Consider the following 18101-nt stretch of genomic DNA (forward strand, 5'->3'; position numbering starts at 1 on the left):
GGCTGATCCATGGACATTTTTTCTGGTCTTCTGCTTTTTTGTCCTTCATTGAGCTTATGATGGACGTTTTTATTCGATTTCCTGTCTTTTGTCTTTCATTTTGATGTGAAAGATATAAATACTTATCTCCACCAATAAAGGGCTTAAAGCTGTGTGAGTTAACCTTATATAAAAAAATTTATAACAAATACTAAAAAACGCACGTGAATTTCATTGTGAAATCCAGTGCGTTTTCTTTGAGATTCGATTGTTTGCACCTTTGAAGTTACCCGTTACTCCAAATAGGCAAGTGTTTTTTATTGCTCTTAATCTAAGCCTTTTGCCAAATCTTCAATTAAGTCATCGACGTCTTCAATTCCGATCGATAAACGAATTAGCCCATCGGTAATGCCTAATTCTTCGCGGCGATCTTTTGGAATCGATGCATGTGTCATACGTGCCGGAATGGAAATTAAACTTTCCACTGCGCCTAGGCTTTCCGCTAGGGTGAAATAATCGACTTTGCTCAATACTTGATCCGCTTTTTCTCCACTGCCGACATCAAACGCGATCATGCCTCCAAAGCCTTCTTCCTGCTGTTTAGCAACGTCATGTCCTGCATGGGATGCTATGCCAGGGTAATAAACCTTCTCGACATTTGGATGCTGATCAAGAAACGCTGCGATTTTGTTTGCATTTTTTTCGATTGCTTCCATACGCAACCCTAATGTCTTGATACCTCGCATTAATAACCATGAATCCTGTGGTCCTAAGACAGCACCGACAGAGTTTTGAATGAAGTGAATTTCTTCTGCTAATTTTTCATCATTTACAACAGCAAGCCCTGATACTACGTCACTGTGACCACCGATATATTTCGTTGCACTGTGTAAGACAATGTCGGCACCGAAATCTAATGGCGTTTGCAAGTATGGCGTTGCAAAAGTATTATCAACCACTAATAAAAGATTATGTTTATCAGCAATTTCCTTCATTTTTTTCAAATCGGTTACTTTTAGTAGTGGATTCGTTGGTGTTTCAATGTATAACATTTTTGTATTTGGCTGAATCGCTGCTTCTACCGCTGCAATATCACTCGTATCAACAAACGTGTGTCCTAGATCGATGCGATTTAACACTTTTGTCGTTAAGCGATAGGTTCCACCGTATACATCATCTGTTAAGACTACGTGATCACCAGCTTTGAGTAACATCATGATCGATGTAATTGCCGCCATTCCCGAAGCAAAAGCAAATCCTGCTTTACCATTCTCTAATTCAGCTGTAACCGTTTCTAGCGCATGGCGCGTTGGGTTACCCGTTCTTGAATATTCGTAACCGGTGTGTTTTCCGGCTTCAGGTTGTCTGTAGGTACTTACTTGATAAATGGGGACTGATACGGCACCTGTTTTTTCATCCCCTGTGATACCGCCATGTACCATTTTAGTTTTACGTTTCATAACTATTCCTCCTACGAATCAAACGTATAAATATCTTTACTTAAATATCTTTCACTACTATCTGCAAAAATGGTAACGATGTTGCTTCCGGGTTTTGCAACTTCCGCTTCTCTTAAAGCTGCTACCATTGCTGCTCCAGATGAACTTCCAACCAGAAGTCCTTCTTTTTCTGCTAGTTGCTGTACCATACCAAAGGCTTCATCATCATCGATCGTATGGACTTCATCGAATAATGCGCGATCCATATAATCTGGTAAAAATTCCATACCGATTCCTTCCGTACGATGTTCTCCTGCTTCACCACCAGCAATGACTGATCCCTCAGGCTCGACAATTACAGTTTTCGTTTCCGGATTCTGATCCTTGAAATAACGAGCAGCACCCATAAAAGTCCCACCCGTTCCGGCACCTGCAACAAAAACAGATACTTCACCATTTAAATCCTTCTCAATTTCTGGTGCTAATGTCTTGTAATAAGTTTCTGGATTTGCTGGATTCTGAAATTGCTGTGGAGCATAACTGTTAGGAATTTCTGCAAGTAGCTGTTTTGTCTTTTCAATTGCACCAACCATTCCTTCTGCCCTAGGTGTATGAACAATTTCTGCTCCTAACGCTTTGATTAGTAATTGTTTTTCCTGACTAAAGTGTTCAGGAACAACAAAAATAACACGAAATCCTTTATTTACAGCCGCTAACGCAATTCCAATCCCAGTGTTGCCAGCGGTCGGTTCGATAATGGTTCCACCTGGTTTCAATGCACCAGATTCTAGTGCTGTTTCGATCAAATTTACGCCTAAACGATCTTTAATACTGCCACCAGGATTAAAGAATTCTAATTTCGCAAAAAGTCGTACACCGTCTGGAAGCTCGAAATTCGATAACTCCATTAACGGTGTACCTCCAATCAATTGTTGTATATTTTTATAAAGTGCCAATCTAATCCCTCTTTTATTCAGCAAACACGATGTGCCATTCGTCTTTTCCTGTTAGCATATTTCTTGCGATATCTTTTGCACCTTCTAAGCTATGGTTAGCTGCCCATCCACATTGAACTTCATTACAAGCTGGTACTTCTGTTGCTTCTAATACATCCTGTAGTGTCTTTGCTAGTGCTTCTACCACATCATCAAAGCTGTCATTATTTATAATTGCAAGATAAAATCCTGTTTGGCATCCCATTGGACTGATATCCAAAACATTGTCAATGTGATTTCGAATGTTTTCTGCCATTAAGTGTTCAATTGAATGTAGCCCCGCCATATCCATATGGTCTTTATTAGGCTGACAGAATCGAATATCGTATTTATAAACTTTATCACCATTTTCTCCTGTAGTAACCCCAACGAGACGTACATACGGTGCTTTCACTTTTGTATGATCTAAATTAAAGCTTTCAACATTCATTTTTTTAGGCATTTTCTATTCACTCCTCTTTTTATTTTTCGGCTACAAATAACCAAACAAATTTATTACGCTGTTTCGCTTCAAAACTAAAACCATTTTGTTCAAATAGCTGACGGATTTCCTCTAATAGAGGATAGTATTCTCTGTTCAAATCCTCAAGTAAATCATGATAGCCCAATTCATCTGCTTCTTGTTTGATTTGCTGTTCTGCTTGTTTATTTTCATATACCGTGTCCGCAAACACTACTCGATCACCATCTGCTAACAAAGAATAAAATTTAGCAATTGCTTTGTTCTTTTCCTCTTTTGTTAAATGGTGAAATGCATACGTACTAACAATCGTATCTACTGGTTGATCCGGTAATGGAAATTCTAAAAAATCACCTTCATGCAGATCTAAGGCAGGTAATTTCTCTTTCGCTTGCTCTCTCATTGGTTCTGATGGTTCAATCCCAATGACTTTTACGCCTTTATCTAAAAGTTTTTCCGTTAAATTCCCGGTGCCAACGCCGAATTCCATAACAGTGCCTTCAGCCAACTGTGCAACTTCACCTAATATTGTATCATATCCTTCGAATACATCTCTATACTGAGGATCATGTCCCGTTACTGCTTCGTCATATGTCGAAGCCCACTCTTCAAACACTTCCAAAAACTCTCTCCCCATGGTAAACTCCTCCATCTATGTTTAATTCATACTATTTTACTCTGTTTTATCGGAATTGACACTAATATAGCATATAAACCTACAATATGCAAAGATGCAACTTAAGAAAAACTGGGCAATCCGCCCAACCTTATAACTATATGCTAAGTAAGTCTGTGGCGATTGCTATTAGTAGCCATTTTGAAATATATCAACCGTTTGACCATCACTCCGGCTGCCCAGTTCCGTGGGGTTTGCTCTTCAGCTAACTTTTCGAGCAAAAAACCGCTCAGACCAAACAATTCCCACAGTAGTTGAAGTTGGCGGTTTACGCTTTAATCATACTCTATAACGCTAGTAAGAAGAAACATGGTTGCTTTTATACTAAGTAAATAGCGGGCTTTTCACTTGATCAATAATAAAGTCAACATGCTACTTCTGACAAATATTGTCGCATCTTCTAATAGCGTAGGCCGACCGTTCCGACTCCTGGGGGAACAGCGTGATCCGAAGATCCACTTTTCAAAGCGGGCTTCTTTGGCAAGTTAGCTGAGGAGCTCGCCCCCCGGAAAGCGGAACGGTAAGCCGGAGCGCTGGATTCATATATTTTACCTTTCAAAATAAACACTCGGATGACAAAATCCTTACAAGATAAAAGAGCAAGCATCCGAAGATACTTGCTCTTGCTTTATTATTCTTCATCACTTGGGAATACTCTTTGTATCATATTTCCCATTCTTCTAAAAAAGCCTTCTACTGGTTCGCCATTTTCTACATCATCGGCATACTGACCAGCTAAATCAAAGAAATCCGGATTTGTCGAGACATAGACATTATCAATATCATCGTTAACAGATTTTACTGCTTTTGTGACTTTTGCTTTTGTTTCTTCACTTAATTCCTCATTGTTTCGATTAGGATTTTCATTATCGGTTTCTTTATCCCATGACGCCGCTACATATGCATTATTTTCAGTTGTTACTACATATACACGGTCAATTTCCGGAACGTCAGACTCGATTTTTTCCGCTGCTTTTTCCCCTAAGTTATAGTTATTACCTTCTCGCCTAGAGTTAGTCCCATTATCAGCGTCTCTATTCGTTTTGCCATCAAACATGAATTGATTGTTGTCATTTCTACGGGTATCACGGTTGTTCATATTATCTTGTCCGCGAGCTGGATCTGTTGTTTGATTTCTATTATTAGCACGATCATTTGCTGGATCGTTAGATGTTTGGTTGTATCCTATCGGTTGTGCCGGATTACCATTATATTCTCCGTTTTCTTGGCCATATTCATTTCCACCACATGCTACAAGTGTTAACGTTGCAGCAAAGGTCAACGCTAAAGCCGGCTTTGGTAATTTCATCTGTTTCCCTCCTTTTTTTTATAAGGTCATAAATAGTATGGATGGAAACAGAATGACTTATGTTAATTAATATTTGGTAACGAGACCAACAGTTCTTTCGACTTTTTCATTGTAAACCGCACACACTAATAATAATTCCCCAACTAAAATGTATACAACAAATAAGAAAGCAAAAAAGGGGGATTATCGTTGAATATCGACTACGATAAAGCATTATATTATACGTTATGGGGGCAATGGGATGATTTACTTGTATTAATGGTCCGAACTAATGATGACTTGCTTTCGAAAAAGATTGAACAATTTTTGCATGCTTATCATTATCCCAGCTCACAGGAGTATCTGATGGATTCACATGAACAACTTATGCATTATATTGACCATGCTTTAGTCAGTCAAATGAGCCTTACTTCACAATAAAATGAGTAGCGAAACTTATCAGGGTGTTAGCGTCTGTACTTGAAGCTTGAAGTGGAAAACTTACAGACGGTTAGCACCGTGATAAAATAATGCTGAGGAAAGAATACTACCAGTACTAAGTACGGTATCTGTGAAAGTCTCCTCTACTGTTGTATCTTTCCTCAGCTAAATTAACTTAATGACCACGATATTTAATCTCAAACAAATCATGTCGTCTATCACGCAATTGTCTTACAGTACCTGATTTACGTTGTCTTCTTAAGATTTCTAAATCTACATCACCAACAACAACCGTTTCGATATTAGGATGACACTCACCAACAATACCATCTCGAGCAAATTCAAAATCTGACGGTGTAAAAATTCCAGATTGTGCATACTGAATATCCATATTTTCCACTTGTGTTAAGTTCCCCACTGTACCAGCAATAACTGTATACACTTGATTTTCCACCGCTCGTGCTTGCGCACAGTAACGAACACGTAGATATCCTTGACGATCATCGGTACAGAACGGTACAAAAATAATATTTGCACCTTGATCAACTGCATATCTTGTCAATTCTGGAAATTGAATATCATAACAAATTTGAATGGCGATTTTTCCACAATCGGTATCAAAAATGCCCACATGATCTCCAGGTTGAATTCCCCACCATTTACGTTCATTAGGTGTTACATGGATTTTATATTGTTTATCAATCGTACCATCTCTTCTGAATAAATAAGCAATATTATATATGTGATCGTTTTCTTCTACAAAATGAGATCCACCAACAATATTAACATTATATTTTACCGCTAAATCAGTAAAAAGAGCGATATAATCCTCGGTAAACTCCGACAATTTACGAATAGATTTAGACGGTACCTTTTCATCAATAAATGACATCAATTGCGTTGTGAAGATTTCAGGAAACACAGCAAAATCAGAGCCGAAATCATAGGCAACATCAACATAATATTCTACTTGCTTTGCAAACTCATCAAACGATTCAATTCGCTTCATCATATATTGAATCACCGTAATTCTAACCGGAAACGCTGTTTTAAAATGCCTTTTTGTCTGGGGAAGATAATCAATATTATTCCATTCCATTAATGTGGCATATTGTACAGAAGCTTTATCATCTGGCAGATACTTCGGATTAATCCGCATTACTGTAAAGCCATTCATAATTTGAAAAGTTAGAACCGGATCAAATATATTTTTATTGGTTACTTCTTCCACATATTCTCTTGGTGTCAACTCGTTCTGGTAGTTATGATAGTTAGGAATTCTTCCACCTATTATGATACTTTTTAAATTCATACGTCGTGATAAATCTTTTCGAGCTTCGTATAATCTCTTGCCAATCTTCATCCCTTGAAATGCAGGGTCGACCATAACCTCAATTCCATATAGATTGTAGCCTTCTGGATTATGGTTCGTAATATATCCTTCATCGGTAATATCGTCCCAAGTGTGTTGATCATCATATTCATCAAAATTGATCACAAGACTGGAGCAACTGCCTATTATCTTGCCATCATATTCTACACAAAACTGACCTTCCGGAAAGATCTCAAGATGGCTATTAAGGTGTTCTTTTTTCCATGGTTCCATATTCGGAAAACATTGTTTTTGTAAAGCGAAAATTTGCTCAAAGTCTTGAGGTTTCAAATTACGGACAATGATTTTCTTTTCAAAACTGGATAGATCAATTTCAGACATATTGTTCCACCTTTCTGCTCTTACTTTTTACAAATTATATCGTATTTTCCGCAATATTGCTCTTTGGTGGTTTACGATGCATTTTTCTTCGCACATTAAAAACTGTCATCTCCTTTGTAGAAATGACAGTCTTCATTTTATCTGTTACGCTTTTGGGGCGATTTATCTTTTTTACTAGTTGACTTTTTATTATTATGTTTGTTTTTATGCTTATTGCTATTCGCTTTATGTTTTTTTTCACTCTGCTCTTTTTTCTTTGCTTTTGTGTTCACTTTTTGACCTTTATTGTCTTTTTTTTCTTTTGCCTTTTCGCTTACTTTTTGACCGTGATTATTTTTCTTGTTACCATTGTTTACTGGTTTTCGCTCTTTAGCACGATCATTTGCATGAACAGGCAGAACAGAAAAATCATTTGTTTCTTTTTCTAATTTTTCTTGTTTGGTTTCCTCTATTTCTTCTACATTCTCTTCGTGACGATCCTTGTCCTCTTGTTCTTGCTTATTATGATTATAAAAATTTTCGATTAGTTCTCTCTCCTCATTATCTAAGGACGGTTTAGACGTATCACTTTCGGTCGAAATTTGTTTTACTTCTGCTTCTACACTCTCACCTAAGGTCTGAGCAGTTAATTCATTCATGGAAACATGTTCTGCTTCTGATTGTGTTCTTAGTTCTTTTGACACTTCATAAATTGCAACTTGATATCCTTGTTGTTGATAATAACTGCCTAATTCATCTTCGAATTGATGATCTTCCTGATCATTGAAATAGCTTACAGCCATTAAAACTGGACGTTTCTCTTCTGTTCCTGAGTCCGTTGTAACTAAATCAAAAATTTCATCTGTCAACGATTTTATGGTATGATTTTTAACCTCTAAAATATCCATCAATTGTTCTGCATCATCATTCATCGGTTCAACGTCAATCACTTGATAGTTTTCATCAATGGTAATGTTCATGCTCGGATTAATGTCAATACTAACTACAGCATAAGCATTATTATCTGCTACCCATAAATATAATGGACTTAATAATAGTAAACACATCAACACCATAGGAACTATTTTCCATCTTATTGATCCTTTAAACAACATAAAAAACGATTGCCAGACGGATTCTTTTTGTTGATAAAAGGTTTCCATACCAATTTCTTTATCCTTTATTGGTATCGCTTTGTGGAACACACCATTCTTATCCATCACGATTGTATATCGTAATTTGTGTTCCACAACTATTCCTCTTTTCACAGATCTACCCCCTCAAGGTATTCTTTTAAATATACATAATCACCTGTAAGGATAATAAATACCGTTAATATATACTTCCGGTTTCTTTCTAACGTTTTTTTACTGACAGGTACAACCTTCAATAAATTTTTTATAGGTACTCTTTTTTTACGAAGTACATATTCTTTTAAATCTGGAGTATTTATTAATTGTTTTGCAGCATAAACCGCAGATTCCCGCGCATCTTGATGTTTTGGCGAAATTTCTGTAAGTTCTTTAAACGAAATTTTATACTGCTTTAAGTGTTCTGATAACTCAATAATCTCTTGTTTGCGGTTCCATGATTCTTCTTCTAGTTGAAATATTTTTTTAGCTTCTGATATCTGTAAAGGACTTTCTTCCAACTCATCCTCATCATTCATATTCAAAGCTGGATACATATATTGTCGCTGTTCTTTACGGATATAATCAATTACTTTGCGTTTAATAATGACTTGTGCAAATGCAAGAAATGATGAGCCTTTCTCACGTGAATACATCTCTATTGCCTCATTAAAAGCGATCATACCGACACTAAATTCATCATGTTGTTTTTTGATATATCTTTTACATACATCCGAAACACATTTCGCAATAAATGGTTGATATGCTTTTATTATATCATTACGTAGATGCTCATCACCTCGCTGTATCAACTCAATTTGATCTTCTAATCTATATTCTCTATCGATTAACTGGCTTTCTAACATATTCGGCACCACCAGTCCTTTATAAATTCGTATTGTATTTATGTTTTTTTGTCTGTTTTCAATAAAATTAAGTAAATGTTCACCAGTTTTTTTTGTCACTTTATACAGAATAAAAGAAAATTTTGTTTCTATCTACCATGATTTGATTACATTTCATTAAAATTTATTTTCAAAAAATAGATACATTTACTCATCGTGATTAAATACTCACAGAACTATGATCATTGCTTATAGTTCTTTGGAACCTTTTTTCTTAAAATCAAGGATATAGGTTTACTAATCCAGAAAATAAACTCTCAGCAAAAACTTACTGAGAGTTTACATGTTTATTGTTTATTTATAGGTAAATATTCTATCGGTACGGCTAACCCAATTCTACCATGTTTCTCATTTTTTTGTGTCGCAAAAATAACTGCGATGACTTCCCCATTTTCATCCAATACTGGGCTACCACTATTCCCCCGATAAACAGGGGCATCTAACATGTAAACTGGCTTATCCCAAGAAGAGAGTTGTGTCTTTCCGATTAAGTCTCCTTCGTTAGCAATCCCATTAAAACGGAGCGGATTCCCAATAAATAAGATATCCTCTAACTTTGCATCACTGTTTTGATCGTTTAGTTCTAAATACGGAAGATTTTCCGCTTCCACATCCAATACCGCAAGATCAATAGCTGGATAGGTTTCCACTACCTCTCCACTATAAAGACCTTCCTCTTGGAAAGCAACCGTTATTCTTGGCTGATCCTCAATCACATGATAGTTGGTAATAATGTAACCATCGGCTGATATTGCAAAACCGGTTCCTTTATTATCCTCGCCTTCAATGACGACAACTGCTTCCCTATATTGTTGTACAGTTTCATTCTGCATTAAACGTGCCGATGTTTGAATAAACTCGATAGCTGGAATCGAAAAAGTTTGCGGAATGATGGCAATGACTTGAATAAACATTGCAATAGCAATCGACCACACTGCCCATTTCGGGAAAACTCTCTTTTTGCTATCTTCTTCTTCTTGTCGTTCTTTCTCTTCTAATTTGCGTCGTTCTTCTTGGACAAGCTCATACATTTCTTCGGGATCTATCTCTTCATACAAATCTTTATCAATAATATCCCATTCTTTGTCATCGGAATGTTTCATATTACACCTCATCAAAAATACGATCTTGTGATTTTATTATATCATTTTGATTGAATGAATTACTATCTTGTTTTATATTATAAGTTAATAGAGAAAGGAGTGTCATAATGTTATTAGATGAAATTCTTGACTATAATAAAAAATTTGTCGAAGAAGAAGGCTATAAGGTATATGAGACTGATAAATTTCCAAATAAACGGGCAGTAATTTTCACATGCATGGATACTCGCCTTGTCGAATTATTACCTAAAGCATTAAATTTACAAAATGGCGATGTGAAAATGGTAAAAAATGCAGGAGCTATTTTGAATGATCCATATGATAGTACGATGAAAAGTATATTAGTGGCAATCCACGCCTTACAAGCTGATGAAGTATTTGTAATCGCGCATCACGGTTGTGGAATGAATGGTTTTGAGACAGAAAGTTTCGTTGATTTAATGAAGGAAAAAGGAATCGAACAGACTGATATTGACAGTCTCGATAAGGAGCCAAAAGAATGGTTAACTGGTTTTGACGATGTTACCGCATCTGTTGAGCAGTCAGTTCGTATTATCGATAACCATCCTTTGTTACCGGAAGAAGTGCCAGTACACGGTCTTATTATCGATCCGGCAACTGGGAAATTAGATTTAGTTAAAAAAGGATATTAATGAAAGAGGCTTGGAGAAAAGCGATTTGATAAAAATAAACTCCGGACGATTATGCAATTCTACGATTAGAAATTGTTATCGTTCGGAGTTTTAATTGCGTAATAGGAACAGTGGTAATTTTGCCATGTGTAAAATGCTTAAAAACCGCTACGGCTTGCCCACTTCGCTTTCCGAGGGGCGTGTCTTCAGCTAACTTTTGTAAAGAAATCCACTTTACAAAAGTGGATCTTCAGATCACGCTGATCCCCCAGGAGTCGAAGTGGGCGCCTGCGCTAAAAAGGTTCCACAATGGATGTAAGTGGTAGAAATTCCATACTTATTTCTTGTTATCACTTTATATAAACTTATCTTTCTCGACAGTTCAAAAAGTTAACTGTGATAAACATTGTAGAACTTTTTTAAGCGGAGGCTTCCGCTTTCACTCCTGTGGGAATGTTTTCTCTGAAGATCCACTTTTCCGAGCGGTCTTTGCTTGGAAAAGTTAGCTGAAGATAAAACCCCACGGAAAGGGAAGCGGGTAGCCAGAGCGGATGTTTAGCAGTTCAAACCTTTTCAAAATTTGCGTATGTTCATTTTAATTGATTACATTATTCGTCTATAGAGTGGAAAAATTGATTTGTCCCAGCCTCTATTCATATATGAAGGTCACATTTAGGTTTCCATTTTTATTTTTGTCCTTCATCTAAATTTCACATTCTAAACTCCGTAATCAAATTCATCTGGATGAGCACCGATTCGTTTGTCTGCATCCATACTTTTGATTTTTTCGATATCTTCAGTCGATAATGCAAAATCAAATATATCTACATTTTCCTGTTGACGTTCCTTATGAACAGACTTTGGAATTGTAATAATTCCACTTTGATATTGCCAACGTACGATAATTTGTGAAGGCTTTTTGTTATACTTTGCAGCTAGGTCCTGTAAAACTGGATGATCAAAATAACGCGCCTTACCTAGTGGAGCCCATGCTTCTACTTTAATATCATGCTTTTCACAAAAATCTCTAACAGCTTGCTGTTGTAATTGCGGGTGTAATTCCACCTGATTTACTGCCGGCGTAATCTCTACTTCTTTTAGTAATTCCTCTAAGTGGTGTGGCTCAAAGTTACTTACACCGATCGCTTTTGCTTTTCCTTCATGATAGATTTCTTCGAGAGCTTTATAAGTTTCCGTAAATTTACCTGGTACTGGCCAGTGTACTAAGTATAAGTCAACATAATCCATTTGCAGACGTTCTAAACTGCGCTTAAACGCTGCTTTCGTTTCTTCATACCCTTGTTCATCATTCCAAACTTTTGTTGTCACAAAAATTTCTTCACGAGGAATGCCGCTATCTTTAATTGCTTGGCCGACGCCTTCTTCATTAGCATAAAGAGAAGCCGTATCAATATGACGATATCCTAATTCCAATGCTGAACGTACCGCATGATAGACCTCATCACCTGGTTCTGCTTTGTATACGCCTAATCCTACTGCAGGTATTTCTGATTCATTGTTCAGTTTTAATGTAGTCGTTAAACTCATATGTAGAACTCCTCCTTTTTTTCTTAACGGATTCACTTTCCATTTTAATATCCTTTTGGGATTCCCCCAAATATACTGCTTAATTTGCCTGATGTTTAATAATTTCAATTACTTTTTGCTTTGCCTCACTGGAACGATATTGATTCATTTTATCTTTCATATCAAATTTATCTTTTTTTAATTCAAGCAGGGAGCCCACCAATGATTCGGTTGATAAATTTTCTTCCTCTAAGACTTTTGCATACCCCTGTTTTTCAAAAGATTGCGCATTAACAATCTGATCTCCCCGACTAGCTTGACGTGATAACGGAATAAGCAACATCGGTTTATTTAATGCCAAAAATTCGAAAATCGCATTGGCGCCCGCACGCGAACAAACCAAATCTGTGATGGCAAGTAAATCCTTCAATTCATCTTGGACATATTCATATTGAACATAACCATCTTGTTCATAAGTCTCATCGATATTGTTTTTTCCACAAATATGAATGACTTGAAATTGCAGTAACAATTCTTCTAACCCTTCACGCACTGCTTGATTAATTTTTTGAGAACCGGCACTTCCACCCATAATTAATAAAACATTTTTTTTGCCAGTAAATCCTGTCATGGCAAAGCCTTTTTCTCGCTTACCGGTAAAAAGCTCTTCACGAACAACAGCACCAATCCATTCAGCTTTTTGCTCAGGTAAGTATTTTACCGTTTCTGGAAAAGTAGCCAGCACTTTTTTAGCAAAAGGAATCGCTAATTTATTGGCAAGCCCTGGCGTAAAGTCCGATTCATGAATAACGGCAGGTACACCTTTCATACGTGCTGCCACTAATACGGGAACAGATACAAATCCACCCTTAGAAAAAATAACAGTTGGCTTCTTTTTACCTATAATGCGATGTGCTTGCCAGGTTCCTTTTAATACTTTAAACGGATCCTTAAAATTCTCCTTGGAAAAATAGCGCCTGAGTTTCCCGGTAGAAATCGGATGATATGTCACCCCTTCTAGTGGTTCTATTAACTCTCTTTCAATACCATTTTTCGATCCAATATAATCAATGGCCCAACCGTCTTTTAAAAATTCAGGAATAATTGCTAAATTCACCATCACATGTCCTGCAGTTCCACCACCGGTAAAAATAATTTGTTTAGTGGTCATAAATAAAACCCGTCCTCTCTTTTAGCAAAATATGTTATAATCCTCCTACTAGCGTAGAAAAGGAAGATTGTTATGTACAAAACCAAAAACTTACGAGAAAAAATAAGACTCTTTATGATTATACTGATACCCATTCTAATCACGCAAGTAAGTATGTATGCGATGAACTTTTTTGACACGATTATGTCAGGTAAAGCAGGTGCTGCTGATTTAGCCGGAGTAGCGATTGGATCCAGTTTATGGGTGCCGGTACAAATGGCAATCGTCGGTATACTGATGGCAATGTCTCCGATTGTTGCTCAATTGACAGGAGCTAATGAAGAAGAGAAAATTCCTTTCACCGTGCAACAAGGCATTTATTTATCGATCGGATTAGGGGTTGTTGTTACATTGGTTGGTGCTTTCCTGATCGATCCTATCTTAGGATTAATGGATTTGGAAGACCGGGTACAGCATGTTGCCAAGTATTACATTATTACTATTGGACTAGGAATGATTCCTTTTTTCATCTATAACCTATTACGTTCCTATATTGATGGTCTTGGACACACCAGAATTTCGATGGCGATTATATTAATTTCCCTGCCTTTAAATATCTTATTTAATTACATATTTATTTTTGGCAAATTAGGTTTACCAGCCTTTGGAGGGATCGGTGCTGGTATTGCATCAGCATTAACATTTGTTGTTAATTTAATCTTATCCATTTGGATCGTCCATTATGTTCGTCCTTTTCGTGGTCACCAGATTTTCCGCCAGTTCTTGAAACCTTCATTAAAAGAATGGTTCAGTCAGTTACGGATTGGAATTCCTATTGGCTTTTCGATTTTCTTTGAAGTGAGTATTTTTTCTGCGGTGACATTCATGTTAAGTGTATATAGTACTAATACGATTGCTGCACACCAGGCAGCAATTAATTTTGCTTCGTTTTTATATATGATTCCATTAAGTATTGCTATGTCTCTAACGATTGCAGTTGGCTTTGAAGTAGGGGCGAAACGGATTCACGATGCCAAAACCTATTCCTATATGGGCATTATATCAGGAATTATAATCGCCTTTTTAGCTGGCGGTGTCATTTATCTGTTAGACGATCAGGTTGCTCATCTTTATAGTGATCATCCAGAAGTAATAGCATTAACGAAACAATTCCTTTATTATGCGATATTCTTCCAGTTTGCTGATGCTGTTGGTGCGCCTGTTCAAGGAATACTACGCGGATATAAAGATGTGAATATTACATTTTGGATGTCTTTAGTTTCCTATTGGTTAATCGGATTGCCAAGCGGTTGGTTATTTGCGAATTATACAAATTTAGATGCGTTTGGTTATTGGTTAGGATTAATCGTTGGACTTTCAGCAGGTGCTATCACCTTATTCGGACGGATGTATTACCTGCAAAAAAAATTAGCCCAACAGGTGTGATTTTATTTGAAGATGTAAAGGTGTAGCTATCTCAGCTACACCTTTAAATTCATCACAATTAAACGTTCTTCGGTCATTTCCTCGATTGAATATTTAGGTCCTTCTTTACCGTTACCACTATCTTTTACTCCGCCATAGGGCATTAAATCCACACGATATTGTGAACCTTCATTAATCATAAATCCGCCTACTTCTACATGTTTAGCAGCGTAATAAGCAGTATCTATATTCTGTGTAAAAATACCACCTTGTAAGCCATAATCCGATTGATTTATTTCATGAATACACTGCTTGATATCTGAAAAAGAAATGACACTCGCTACTGGTGCGAATATTTCTTCACATACTACTCGCATTTCTGGTTTGACATCGGTCATAATGGTTGGTTTCAGTAGGGCTCCTTCTCTTTCACCACCAATGAAGATATTAGCACCTTTTTTCACTGCTTCCTGAATCCATTCTTCTGCACGTTCTGCCTCTTCTTGTGCAATCATAGGACCAACATCTGTCCCTGGATCGGTTGGATCCCCTATATTTAATGTAGCCATATGCTCTTTCAGTTTTTCTAAAAAGAATTCCTGGACTTCTTCATGTACATAAATTCGTTGCACGGATATACATACTTGCCCTGCAAAGGCAAAGGATTGTGCTGCAAGTGTTTTGGCTGCTAAATCAAGATCTGCTTCTTTATCGACAATCACTGGAGAGTTATTTCCTAACTCTAAGATTAACCGGTTCAATCCTGTTTCCTGTTTTAATTTCAAGCCTACTTTTGCACTGCCAGTAAACGTATAAAGCGAAATTCGCTCATCTTTGATCATTTGATTACCGACTGTCGATCCTGAACCAACTATAACTTGTAATAATCCTTTCGGCAGGCCTGCTTGATCAAGAATTTCTGCCAATTTCAAGGATGAGATTGGTGTTTTACTGGCAGGCTTCAAGACAACCGCATTGCCGGCAGCTAGAGCTGGTGCTACCTTATGTGAAACAAGATTAAGTGGAAAGTTAAATGGACTGATCGCACCGACAACTCCTACCGGGACTTTGATAGTAAAAGCCATCCTATTTTCCGATCCTGGTGCTGCTTCAACCGGAACGCCTTCACCATGGATTCGTTTTGCCTCTTCTGCTGCTATTAAGAAGGTTTGGGCAGAACGGGCAATTTCAGCACGTGCTTGTTTTAACGGTTTACCTGCTTCTCTAGTAATAACCATGGCCAATTCTTCTTTTTTTTCTGAAATAAGTATGGATGCCTTGTGTAAAATTTGATAGCGTTCATATGGTGAAAGCTGCTCGCGTTCAAAAGCTTTCGATGCACTATCAATCGCTTGATCTACCGTATCTTCATCAGCTTTTGCCACTCGTGCATATACTTCCTGTGAATATTTGTCTAATACATCTAAAGTTTCGTTTGTATCTACCCATTTTCCATCAATAAAAAGTTGAAACTGCTGCATCGTTTAACACCTCTGTTTATCAGATTTATGATTCTTATTCCACTTTCTTACTATTTTAAACGTTTGTTAGAAGAAAAAGAAGCCTCACAAATGAGACTCCTTTTTTATTAATCTTCTGGATCATATATGAAATAATCAAAATCTGCGTGTTTGTTTTGACCGGATGTGTCTTGACATTGCATACCGACGAATGCACCTGTAAAGAATCCACCGCCCTGGATATAATCATCTGATAGCTTGTATGATTCAAATTCAACCGGTACTGTATGCCAGGTCTCTCCATCAAAGGAATAAGAGTACGTATAGATAGCTGTTTTCACCTCCACACGCAAGTAAACATATTCAACCTCATCAGGAATTTCAATTTCATTTCCTTTTATCGGTTGACCAAATGTAAAGTTATCACAGGTCATTAACTCTAAGATTCGTCCTTTTTCTTCATGCCATGAGATTTGGAAGGATGTCCAATTTTCTGTATTATAGTAATTCACTAATCCAGCTGATTGTTGAAAATCTTCTGGTTGGAATGCTACTTTTGTTTCCGCTCTAAAATTAAAGTGCTGCCAACGTCTTGCAATAAATGATTGTGTAAATAAAGAAGTAAGTGATTCTCTACCATATAGACGTAAGTGGCCAGGATGATCCTTTAATGAGACGATGTCTTCTCCTAATGGAATACGTAAGCTTTGGAAATGGAGATTTAATTCATCTGCATCAAAATTATCTTTTGTCGGATAGTCAGGCTCCCATTTTACTTCTTCGATATCTGGACCTTCAATTTCTAATGAAGGCTGGTTTCCACCGACAACATATGGCCAATCGTTTTTCCACTCTATTCGTTGAATAGCTGTCTCACGGCCTAATGGACAAAAACCTCGTGGATCTAGTAATGGTTGATCTTCTCTCGGTAATACACGACCAGTTAAGTGCACAAGGAACCATTCATCTGTATGTGTCTGTACAATTGACGCATGGCCTGCTTTTTGTAATGGATTTCTCGGATATGGCCATGACGTAATAAGTGGATTTTCCGGATGTACTTCATATGGTCCGGTAAGCTCTTTCGAACGTGCGATAGTTGCACAGTGATCGAATTTTGTACCGCCTTCAGCTGTTAATAGATAGTAATATCCATTCCATTTATATAAATGCGGTGCTTCTGTTAATTTAATATCTGTACCTTTGAAAATAACTTGCGATTTCCCAACAAGCTTTTGCTTGCTATGGTCATATTCCTGTAAGACAATTCCGTAGAAGTTATGGTGTCCAACACGGTGATCCCATTTCATATTTACTAAGTATTTTTTTCCGTCATCATCATGAAAAAGTGACGGATCAAAGCCTGAACTGTTTAAGTAAATCGGATCTGACCATTCCCCATCAATCGTGTCACAAGTTGCTAAATAGTTGTGAGAATCTTTCCAGTTACCGTTTACAACTTTGACATCGGTGTAAATTAAGTAGAATTGACCATCATGATAAGATAACTGCGGTGCCCAAATACCACCGGAGTTAGGATTACCTTTCATATTTAATTGACTTAATCTATTAAGTGGTCTTGACGCTAAGCGCCAGTTTTTTAAATCTTTAGAATGGTAAATACCTACTCCAGGAAACCATTCAAATGTGGAAACGGCAATATAGTAGTCTTCCCCTACTCTGCACATACTCGGATCTGGATTAAAACCTGTTAAAATTGGATTTTGAATTGTTGCCATTGTTTCACCCCTGCTTTATTTTGTAAACGCTTGATTATTTTACAATGATTAGTATAGCA

Annotated in this window: 16 protein-coding genes; 3 read left to right on the top strand and 13 right to left on the bottom strand. The window is 37.0% G+C overall.

Going from position 1 to position 18101, the window contains the following annotated elements:
- Positions 1-305: 305 nt before the first annotated feature.
- The 5 genes from ACTWP4_RS00575 to ACTWP4_RS00595 form a co-directional block, all read right to left on the bottom strand.
- Positions 306-1439: a bifunctional cystathionine gamma-lyase/homocysteine desulfhydrase gene (locus ACTWP4_RS00575; RefSeq protein WP_443126813.1), complete on the bottom strand. Its 1134-nt coding sequence runs from the start codon at positions 1437-1439 to the stop codon at positions 306-308.
- 11 nt (positions 1440-1450) lie between these two features.
- The gene (locus ACTWP4_RS00580) at positions 1451-2374 is read right to left on the bottom strand and encodes a PLP-dependent cysteine synthase family protein (protein ID WP_443126814.1); all 924 of its coding nucleotides are present in this window, start codon (positions 2372-2374) and stop codon (positions 1451-1453) included.
- A 13-nt stretch (positions 2375-2387) separates the two neighbouring features.
- Complete coding sequence (locus ACTWP4_RS00585) at positions 2388-2855, bottom strand: S-ribosylhomocysteine lyase (protein WP_443126815.1); 468 nt, start codon at positions 2853-2855, stop codon at positions 2388-2390.
- A gap of 19 nt (positions 2856-2874) precedes the next feature.
- Complete coding sequence (locus tag ACTWP4_RS00590; RefSeq protein ID WP_443126816.1) at positions 2875-3510, bottom strand: class I SAM-dependent DNA methyltransferase; 636 nt, start codon at positions 3508-3510, stop codon at positions 2875-2877.
- 670 nt (positions 3511-4180) lie between these two features.
- Positions 4181-4858, bottom strand: a complete 678-nt coding sequence (locus tag ACTWP4_RS00595) for a YhcN/YlaJ family sporulation lipoprotein (RefSeq protein ID WP_443126817.1) — start codon at positions 4856-4858, stop codon at positions 4181-4183.
- Positions 4859-5047: 189 nt separating this feature from the next.
- Here ACTWP4_RS00595 and ACTWP4_RS00600 point away from each other — a divergent pair, with 189 nt between their 5' ends.
- Positions 5048-5278 (top strand): YhdB family protein, encoded by a 231-nt coding sequence (locus ACTWP4_RS00600; protein WP_443126818.1) that lies wholly within the window; start codon positions 5048-5050, stop codon positions 5276-5278.
- Between the two features lie 175 nt (positions 5279-5453).
- Here the strand turns inward: ACTWP4_RS00600 and ACTWP4_RS00605 are convergent, their stop codons facing one another.
- From ACTWP4_RS00605 to ACTWP4_RS00620, 4 genes are all read right to left on the bottom strand, one after another.
- Positions 5454-6992, bottom strand: coding sequence for a GNAT family N-acetyltransferase (locus ACTWP4_RS00605; protein WP_443126819.1), 1539 nt, complete (start codon positions 6990-6992; stop codon positions 5454-5456).
- A 137-nt stretch (positions 6993-7129) separates the two neighbouring features.
- On the bottom strand, positions 7130-8239 hold the full coding sequence (locus ACTWP4_RS00610; protein WP_443126820.1) for an anti-sigma-I factor RsgI family protein: 1110 nt from the start codon (positions 8237-8239) through the stop codon (positions 7130-7132).
- Entirely contained in the window at positions 8236-8967 is a 732-nt protein-coding gene (gene sigI, locus ACTWP4_RS00615; RefSeq protein WP_443126821.1) for an RNA polymerase sigma-I factor, read from the bottom strand. The genes ACTWP4_RS00610 and sigI overlap by 4 nt, the downstream gene beginning before the upstream one ends.
- Before the next feature lie 326 nt (positions 8968-9293).
- Entirely contained in the window at positions 9294-10109 is an 816-nt protein-coding gene (locus ACTWP4_RS00620) for a S1C family serine protease (RefSeq protein ID WP_443126822.1), read from the bottom strand.
- Between the two features lie 104 nt (positions 10110-10213).
- Between ACTWP4_RS00620 and ACTWP4_RS00625 the strand changes: the two genes are divergently transcribed.
- Complete coding sequence (locus ACTWP4_RS00625; RefSeq protein WP_443127344.1) at positions 10214-10762, top strand: beta-class carbonic anhydrase; 549 nt, start codon at positions 10214-10216, stop codon at positions 10760-10762.
- A 696-nt stretch (positions 10763-11458) separates the two neighbouring features.
- Here ACTWP4_RS00625 and ACTWP4_RS00630 read toward each other — a convergent pair.
- Complete coding sequence (locus ACTWP4_RS00630; protein WP_443126823.1) at positions 11459-12289, bottom strand: aldo/keto reductase; 831 nt, start codon at positions 12287-12289, stop codon at positions 11459-11461.
- A gap of 79 nt (positions 12290-12368) precedes the next feature.
- Positions 12369-13439 (bottom strand): undecaprenyldiphospho-muramoylpentapeptide beta-N-acetylglucosaminyltransferase, encoded by a 1071-nt coding sequence (locus ACTWP4_RS00635; protein WP_443126824.1) that lies wholly within the window; start codon positions 13437-13439, stop codon positions 12369-12371.
- A gap of 72 nt (positions 13440-13511) precedes the next feature.
- On the opposite strand from ACTWP4_RS00635, the gene ACTWP4_RS00640 reads away from it, so the two are divergent.
- Positions 13512-14864: an MATE family efflux transporter gene (locus tag ACTWP4_RS00640; RefSeq protein ID WP_443126825.1), complete on the top strand. Its 1353-nt coding sequence runs from the start codon at positions 13512-13514 to the stop codon at positions 14862-14864.
- A gap of 35 nt (positions 14865-14899) precedes the next feature.
- Here ACTWP4_RS00640 and ACTWP4_RS00645 read toward each other — a convergent pair whose 3' ends face one another.
- Positions 14900-16324: an aldehyde dehydrogenase family protein gene (locus tag ACTWP4_RS00645; protein WP_443126826.1), complete on the bottom strand. Its 1425-nt coding sequence runs from the start codon at positions 16322-16324 to the stop codon at positions 14900-14902.
- Positions 16325-16431: 107 nt separating this feature from the next.
- Positions 16432-18042 carry a glycoside hydrolase family 43 protein gene (locus ACTWP4_RS00650; RefSeq protein ID WP_443126827.1) on the bottom strand — a complete coding sequence of 537 codons (1611 nt, stop codon included), beginning with the start codon at positions 18040-18042 and terminating at the stop codon, positions 16432-16434.
- Positions 18043-18101 lie beyond the last annotated feature (59 nt).

Source organism: Gracilibacillus sp. D59, assembly GCF_052246695.1.
In the GTDB taxonomy this organism is placed as follows: domain Bacteria; phylum Bacillota; class Bacilli; order Bacillales; family Amphibacillaceae; genus Gracilibacillus.